Genomic DNA, 6,509 nt, shown 5'->3' on the forward strand with positions numbered 1-6,509 from the left:
CCGACGGGGGTAGGGCATCACGCAGGGGTCACGCACCATGGGGCATCCCTTCGCGGCGTCCCGCATGGCCACCATCCTTCCGCCTGATCCGCCCGCCGCTTCACTGGCGCCGCAGCAGGTCGCCGCATTGCAGCGTGCATTGCGCTATGTCGATGAACACCTGTCACAGCCGCTGCGGGTCACCGAACTGGCGGCCGTCGCCTGCGTCAGTCGCTTCCATCTGGTGCGCCTGTTCCGCAGCGGTACCGGCGCCAGCCCGCTGCGCTATGTACGCCGTCGCCGTATCGAACGTGCGCGCGAGCTGTTGTCGGCCCAGCACCTGCCGATGTCCTGCCTGGCGCAGCAGCTCGGCTTCTTCGACCAGAGCCATTTCGTCCGCAGCTTCCGCGCCGAGACCGGCTGCAGCCCCGGCCAGTACCTGGCCGGCGATGCAGCCCTGTTGCTTCCACCTGATCGTGTTTCCAACGGAGTCCACCCATGAGCCTTGCCACCGCCACGCCCGCCCCGGCCCTGTTGTCGCCCACCGACCATGCCCTGGTGCTGATCGACTTCCAGTCACAGATGGCATTCGCTACCCATACCATCGACATCTCCGCGCTGCGCAACAACGTGTCGTTGATCAGCAAGGGGGCCAAGGGCTTCAATGTGCCGGTGGTGCTGACCACGGTCGCAGAAGCGTCGTTCTCCGGCCCGATGTTCCCGGAACTGCCGCAGATCTTCCCTGGCCAGCCGGTGTTCGACCGCACCTCGATGAATACCTGGGAAGACCGGGCGGTGATCGACGAGATCAACCGCATCGGCAAGCGCCGCCTGGTGCTTGCGGGCCTCTGGACCAGCGTCTGCATCGTCGGGCCGGCGCTGTCGGCGCTGGCGCAGGGTTTCGAGGTCTACGTGATCACCGATGCCTGCGGCGATGTCAGCGAAGAAGCGCACGAGCGTGCGATCACCCGCATGGTGCAGGCCGGCGCGGTGCCGATGACCAGCGTGCAGTACCTGCTTGAACTGCAGCGCGACTGGGCACGCGGTGAAACCTACGACCTGACCACCGGCATTGCCCGCGACCATGCCGGCGGCTACGGCATCGGCATCCAGTACGCCAAGCGCATGTTCGGCGCGCAGGAAGGCGGGCACTGAGCATGCTGGCTGGCCATGGCCTCGACCTGGCCCTGCTGATGCTGCGCGTGGCGGCAGGAGGCTTCCTGCTGCCGCACGCATTGGGCAAGCTGTTCGGCTGGTTCGGTGGACCGGGGCTGTCCGGCTTCGCTACCGAGCTGCGCGGCTTCGGGCTGCCAGCGGTGGCACCGTTGCCGCTGTTGCTGGCCCTGCTGCAGGTGCTGTCCGGGCTGGCCGTGCTGCTGGGATGGCAGACCCGCATCGCCGCGCTTGCAGCGGCTGCTTTCATCGGCTTCACCGTCCTGTTGGCCCTGCCCAGGGGCTGGTTCTGGATGCGCGGTGGCAGTGAGTACCCGTTGATGTGGACCACGGTACTGCTGGCCATCGCGTTGGCCGGGCCCGGCACCTGGGCACTGGACGTCCATCGCCTTCCGGGAGACCTCGCATGAGTCACGATCCCCTCGATCACGGCCGCCGCAACGTGCTGCTGGCCAGCGGCGCCGCTGTTGCGCTGGGCCTGGCCGGTCGTGCCGGTGCCGCACTCGATTCCACTTCCAAGGAGCGTCGCATGAGCACGCTGGTCATCCGCAATGCCCGCATCACCACCCTCGACCCGCAGCAGCCGCATGCGCAGGCCCTGGCCGTGCAGGAAGGCCGCATCGTCGCCGTCGGCAGCGACGAGGAGATCATGCGTGGCTGGGGCAATGAAGCGACCTTGATCGATGCTCAGGGCCGGCGCCTGCTGCCCGGCCTCAACGACAGCCACACCCACCTGATCCGCGGTGGCCTGAACTACAACCTGGAACTGCGCTGGGACGGCCTGCGCTCGCTGGGCGACGCCCTGGACATGCTGAAAGCCCAGGTCGACCGCACGCCCGCGCCGCAGTGGGTACGCGTGGTCGGTGGCTTCACTGCCGCGCAGTTCAACGAGAAGCGCTTGCCGACCCTGCAGGAGCTCAACGACATCGCGCCGGATACACCCGTGTTCCTGCTGCACCTGTATGACCGCGCACTCCTCAACCGTGCCGCGCTGCGCGCCTGCGGCTACACCAAGGACACGCCGGATCCGCCGGGCGGGCAGATCGTGCGCGATTCGCTGGGCAACCCGACCGGGCTGCTGCTGGCCAAGCCGAATGCGTTGATCCTGTACGCGACGCTGGCCAAGGGACCGCGCCTGCCGATCGAGTACCAGGCGAACTCGACGCGCCACTTCATGCGCGAACTGAACCGGCTTGGCATCACCTCGGTGATCGACGCCGGCGGTGGCTTCCAGAACTATCCCGAGGATTACCAGGTCATCGAGCAGCTGCACCGCGATGATCAGTTGACGGTGCGCATTGCCTACAACCTGTTCACCCAGAACAAGGGCAGGGAAGTGGATGACTTCCGTGGCTGGAGCGAGATCCTGCAGCCGCGCCAGGGCGATGACCTGCTGCGCCACAACGGTGCCGGCGAGATGCTGGTGTTCTCCGCCGCCGACTTCGAACTGTTCAACGAGCCCCGCCCGGAACTGCCGCCGGAGCTTGAGCCGGAACTGCACGACGTGGTGAAGCTGCTGGTCGAGAAGCGCTGGCCGTTCCGCATCCACGCCACCTACGACGAGAGCATCACCCGCATCCTGGATGTGTACGAACAGGTCAACCGCGAGGTGCCGTTCGATGGCCTGCACTGGTTCATCGACCACGCCGAGACCATCACCCCGCGCAACATCGAACGCATCCGTGCGCTGGGTGGCGGCATTGCCGTGCAGCACCGCATGGCCTACCAGGGCGAAGCCTTCGTCGAGCGCTATGGCGTGCAGGCCGCGCGGCATACACCGCCGGTCAAGCGCATGCTGGCCGAAGGCGTACCGGTCGGTGCCGGTACCGACGCCACCCGCGTGGCCAGCTACAACCCGTGGGTGGCGTTGTCCTGGCTGGTGACCGGGCGCACCGTGGGCGGTCTGGCCCTGTATGGCGATGAGAACCTGCTCGAACGCGAGCAGGCGCTGCGCCTGTGGACCCAGGGCAGCGCCTGGTTCTCCGGCGACGAAGCGGTGAAGGGCACGCTGAAAGCCGGTCAGCTGGCTGATTTCATCCTGCTCTCGGCCGACTTCTTCCGCGTGGATGACGCGCAGATCGCCGACATCACCAGCGTGCTGACCGTGGTCGGCGGACGCATCGTGCATGCAGATGCCGACTATGCAGGGCTGGCGCCGCAGCTGCCGCCGGCGATGCCGGACTGGTCGCCGGTCAACCGGTTCGGTGGCTACCACGTCGGCGGTGCGGCCACCGGGTTGGCCACCACCCATCGCCGCCATCACGGCGTGGCCTGCAGTACCCACGGTGCGCACGGGCATGCCGCGCAGCACGCGGCGCCGACCAATGACCTGACCGCGTTCTGGGGCGCGATGGGATGCTCGTGCTTCGCGTTCTGAGCCTGGCGCTGCTGGCCGTGCCATCGCTGGCGCTGGCCTGCGAGGGTGGCCACTGCACTGACGCCGGTGACGGCCAATTGCAGTGGGATGCCTCACTGCGCGTGCGTGGCCTGTACTACGACCCGCCCCGGTTCGGTATTGGTGGCAGCGAAGATGGCCATGGCCTGCTGCGTGCGCTGGCCTCGGCCACCTATGTGGAGGACCGCTGGCAGGCAAAGCTGCAGCTGGGCGTGCATGCTGAGAATGGCAGGGCCGGCGGACCCGGCCGCACCGACCGCAGCGCGTTGGACGTGCAGCAGGCGTATTGGCGCTGGCAGCGCGGCGGCTTCCACCTGCAACTCGGTCGGCAGGAAGCCGGCTACGGAAGCTCACGACTGTTGTCGGTGCGCGATGGGCCGAACATCCGCCTGGCCTTCGATGGTGCGCGCCTGGGCTGGAAGGGCCGCCTCGGCACGCTTGATCTGATGGCACTGCGACCGGTGGAGAACCGGCCGGGTGCCTTTGATGATCGCGGGGAGCACGGTGCCCACCTGTGGGGTGCCTATGCCACCACGGCACGCGGGCAGGGCGCGGGGCAGTGGGATCTGTATCTGCTGGACTACCGCCGCGAAGGCGCACGCTTCGCGGCGGGTTCCGGCATCGAGCGGCGGCAGACCTTGGGTGCGCGCTGGTTCGGCCAGGCCGGTGCACTGGACTGGAACAGCGAGCTGGTGGCGCAGGGCGGTGAACTGCGCACCGCGACCGGCAACCTCGACATTCGCGCCTGGACGCTGGCTACCGATACCGGTTGGCGCTGGGCGGAGCTGCCGCTGCAGCCGCGTCTGGGGCTGAAGGCCGACATCGCCAGTGGCGATGGCAATCCGCGTGACGGCCGCCTGGGGACCTTCAATGCGCTGTTCCCGAAATCGGCCTACTTCAGCGAGGCCAGCCTGCTGGCCCCGGCCAATCTGATGGACGTGCAGCCGACCCTGACCCTGCGCCTGCACGACGCGGTGACGACGGAGCTGGGCGTACAGATGGCCTGGAAGCATCGTCGCGCCGATGCGGTCTACACCACGCCGGCGCCGCTGGTGGCGTTGCCAGGCAGTGCCGGTGGCGCGCGCCGCATCGGTAATCAATACAAATCCGAAACCCGCTGGCAGGCCAGCGAACACTGGCAATGGCAGCTGCAGCTGGCCTGGGTCGATGCCGGTCCTGCACTGAAGCAGGCCGGCGGCCAGGACACGCTGTTCGCCTCGATCGTTGGAGCATGGCAATGGTGAACGCAAACGCGTCGCAACCCTCCGCACAGGCCGCAGGTGCCTGGTCCCCGCTGAAGATCCAGATGTTCCGCTCGATCTGGCTGGCGATCCTGGCCAGCAACATCGGCACCTGGGTCAATGACGTGGCCGCTGCCTGGGTGATGGCCGAGCGCACCGGCTCACCGTTGATGGTGGCCCTGGTGCAATCGGCCACCACGGTGCCGATCGTGCTGCTGGCACTGGCCGCCGGAACTCTGGCCGACATCGTTGATCGCCGCAGGTACCTGCTGGCCACCCAGGGCTGGATGCTGCTGGTCGCGGCGGTGATGGCGGCACTGACCGCGATGGACCTGCTGACCCCGCAGCTGCTGGTGCTGTTGACCTTCTGCATGGGCTGCGGTGCGGCGATGGCGATGCCGGCACAGGCCGCGATCGTGTCCGAACTGGTGCCGCAGCCGATGCTGGCCTCGGCAGTGGCGCTGAACTCGATCGGCATCAACATCGCGCGCTCGATCGGCCCGGCCATCGGCGGCGTGATCGTCGCCCAGCTGGGTGCGGTCTGGGCGTTCGGCTTCAACGCCATCACGTTCGCAGCAATGCTGTTCGTGGTGTGGGGCTGGAAGCGCGACCCGAAGCAGTCCAGCCTGCCGCCGGAAGGCTTCGGTGCCGGCCTGAAGGCGGGCCTGCGCTATGCCAGCCGTGCCGGACGGTTGCAGGCGGTGTTGATCAAGTCGGTCGGCTTCTTCTTCTTTGCTGCAGCAATGAATGCACTGCTGCCGGTGGTGGTGCGCGGCCAGATGCAGGGCGGGGCGGGGCAGTACGGCATGCTGCTCGGCTGCATCGGGATCGGTGCCGTGGGTGGTGCGTTGCTGCTGCCGAAGCTGCGTGCGCAGATGGACCGTGACCTGCTGGTGCTGCTGGCCACGCTGTCTCTGGCGCTCAGCCTGGTCGGGCTGGCGCTGACCCGCAGCTGGTACGTGCTTCCGGCTGTGATGCTGGTCAATGGCTTCGCCTGGATCACCGTGCTGTCGTCGCTGCAGATTGCCGCGCAGACCGCAGTGCCAGCGTGGGTACGGGCGCGTGCACTGGCGCTGTACATCATGGTGTTTTCCGCTGGCATGGCGGCTGGTGGCCTGAGCTGGGGTGCACTGGCGCAGCGCACCTCGCCGGAGCTGGCCTTGCTGGTGGCTGCCGCGGGTGCGGTGATCGGCGGATTGCTGGTGTGGCGCGTGCGCATTGCCGGTACTGAAGACCTGAACCTGCGCCCAGCGGGACACTGGCCGGCACCGGAACTGTCGGTGCCGGTATCCAACGATCGCGGCCCGGTACTGGTCACCATCGAGTACCGCATTGACGATGCTGATCGCGCCGCATTCCAGGCGCAGATGCGTGCCCTGGGCACGATCCGTCGCCGCGATGGCGCGGTGGTCTGGGGTGTGGTGGAGGACGTGGCCAGCCCGGGTATCCACCTGGAGTATTTCGTGACCCCGTCGTGGCTGGAGCATCTGCGCCAGCACGAACGCATCACTGCCGATGACAAGGCGATCCAGGAAGTGCTGCGCGGGCTGCATCGTGGCGAACGTGCACCGGTGGTGCGCCACTTCGTGGGTGGGCATGACCCGCTGCCTGCCGCCGTGCCGCATCACCACGCCGACATCTGACCCGCCGGTGGTAGAGCCGGCCGCTGGCCGGCTGTGCATGATCACGATGGATGATCGGGTTGCCGGCCAGCGGCCGGC

Annotated in this window: 6 protein-coding genes; all 6 read left to right on the forward strand. The window is 67.8% G+C overall.

Features of this window, described 5'->3' with window-relative positions; genetic code table 11:
* Nucleotides 1–37: 37 nt before the first annotated feature.
* The 6 genes from O0K41_RS09805 to O0K41_RS09830 all read left to right on the forward strand — a co-directional run bounded on the left by O0K41_RS09805 (nucleotide 38) and on the right by O0K41_RS09830 (nucleotide 6,431).
* Nucleotides 38–481 carry an AraC family transcriptional regulator gene (locus O0K41_RS09805; RefSeq protein ID WP_059034680.1) on the forward strand — a complete coding sequence of 148 codons (444 nt, stop codon included), beginning with the start codon at nucleotides 38–40 and terminating at the stop codon, nucleotides 479–481.
* Nucleotides 478–1,134 (forward strand): hydrolase, encoded by a 657-nt coding sequence (locus O0K41_RS09810; protein ID WP_012480558.1) that lies wholly within the window; start codon nucleotides 478–480, stop codon nucleotides 1,132–1,134. The genes O0K41_RS09805 and O0K41_RS09810 overlap by 4 nt, the downstream gene beginning before the upstream one ends.
* Nucleotides 1,135–1,136: 2 nt before the next feature.
* Nucleotides 1,137–1,562 (forward strand): DoxX family membrane protein, encoded by a 426-nt coding sequence (locus O0K41_RS09815; protein ID WP_005410009.1) that lies wholly within the window; start codon nucleotides 1,137–1,139, stop codon nucleotides 1,560–1,562.
* Between the two features lie 119 nt (nucleotides 1,563–1,681).
* A complete protein-coding gene (locus O0K41_RS09820; RefSeq protein WP_171039736.1) occupies nucleotides 1,682–3,529 on the forward strand; it encodes an amidohydrolase in 1,848 nt (615 codons plus the stop codon).
* Nucleotides 3,508–4,791 (forward strand): alginate export family protein, encoded by a 1,284-nt coding sequence (locus O0K41_RS09825; RefSeq protein WP_164221558.1) that lies wholly within the window; start codon nucleotides 3,508–3,510, stop codon nucleotides 4,789–4,791. Before O0K41_RS09820 ends, O0K41_RS09825 begins: the two co-directional genes overlap by 22 nt.
* On the forward strand, nucleotides 4,785–6,431 hold the full coding sequence (locus O0K41_RS09830; protein ID WP_164221560.1) for an MFS transporter: 1,647 nt from the start codon (nucleotides 4,785–4,787) through the stop codon (nucleotides 6,429–6,431). Before O0K41_RS09825 ends, O0K41_RS09830 begins: the two co-directional genes overlap by 7 nt.
* Nucleotides 6,432–6,509: the final 78 nt, after the last annotated feature.

The sequence above is a fragment of the Stenotrophomonas sp. Sm2128 genome (genome assembly GCF_030985535.1).
In the GTDB taxonomy this organism is placed as follows: Bacteria; Pseudomonadota; Gammaproteobacteria; order Xanthomonadales; family Xanthomonadaceae; genus Stenotrophomonas; species Stenotrophomonas maltophilia.

What these genes read in the sequence shown, in the direction of transcription:
- O0K41_RS09805 (WP_059034680.1), top strand. Translation starts at nt 38, where the DNA reads ATGGGGCATCCCTTCGCGGCGTCCCGCATGGCCACCATCCTTCCGCCT.
- O0K41_RS09815 (WP_005410009.1), top strand. Translation starts at nt 1,137, where the DNA reads ATGCTGGCTGGCCATGGCCTCGACCTGGCCCTGCTGATGCTGCGCGTG.
- O0K41_RS09810 (WP_012480558.1), top strand. Translation starts at nt 478, where the DNA reads ATGAGCCTTGCCACCGCCACGCCCGCCCCGGCCCTGTTGTCGCCCACC.
- O0K41_RS09825 (WP_164221558.1), top strand. Translation starts at nt 3,508, where the DNA reads ATGCTCGTGCTTCGCGTTCTGAGCCTGGCGCTGCTGGCCGTGCCATCG.
- O0K41_RS09830 (WP_164221560.1), top strand. Translation starts at nt 4,785, where the DNA reads ATGGTGAACGCAAACGCGTCGCAACCCTCCGCACAGGCCGCAGGTGCC.
- O0K41_RS09820 (WP_171039736.1), top strand. Translation starts at nt 1,682, where the DNA reads ATGAGCACGCTGGTCATCCGCAATGCCCGCATCACCACCCTCGACCCG.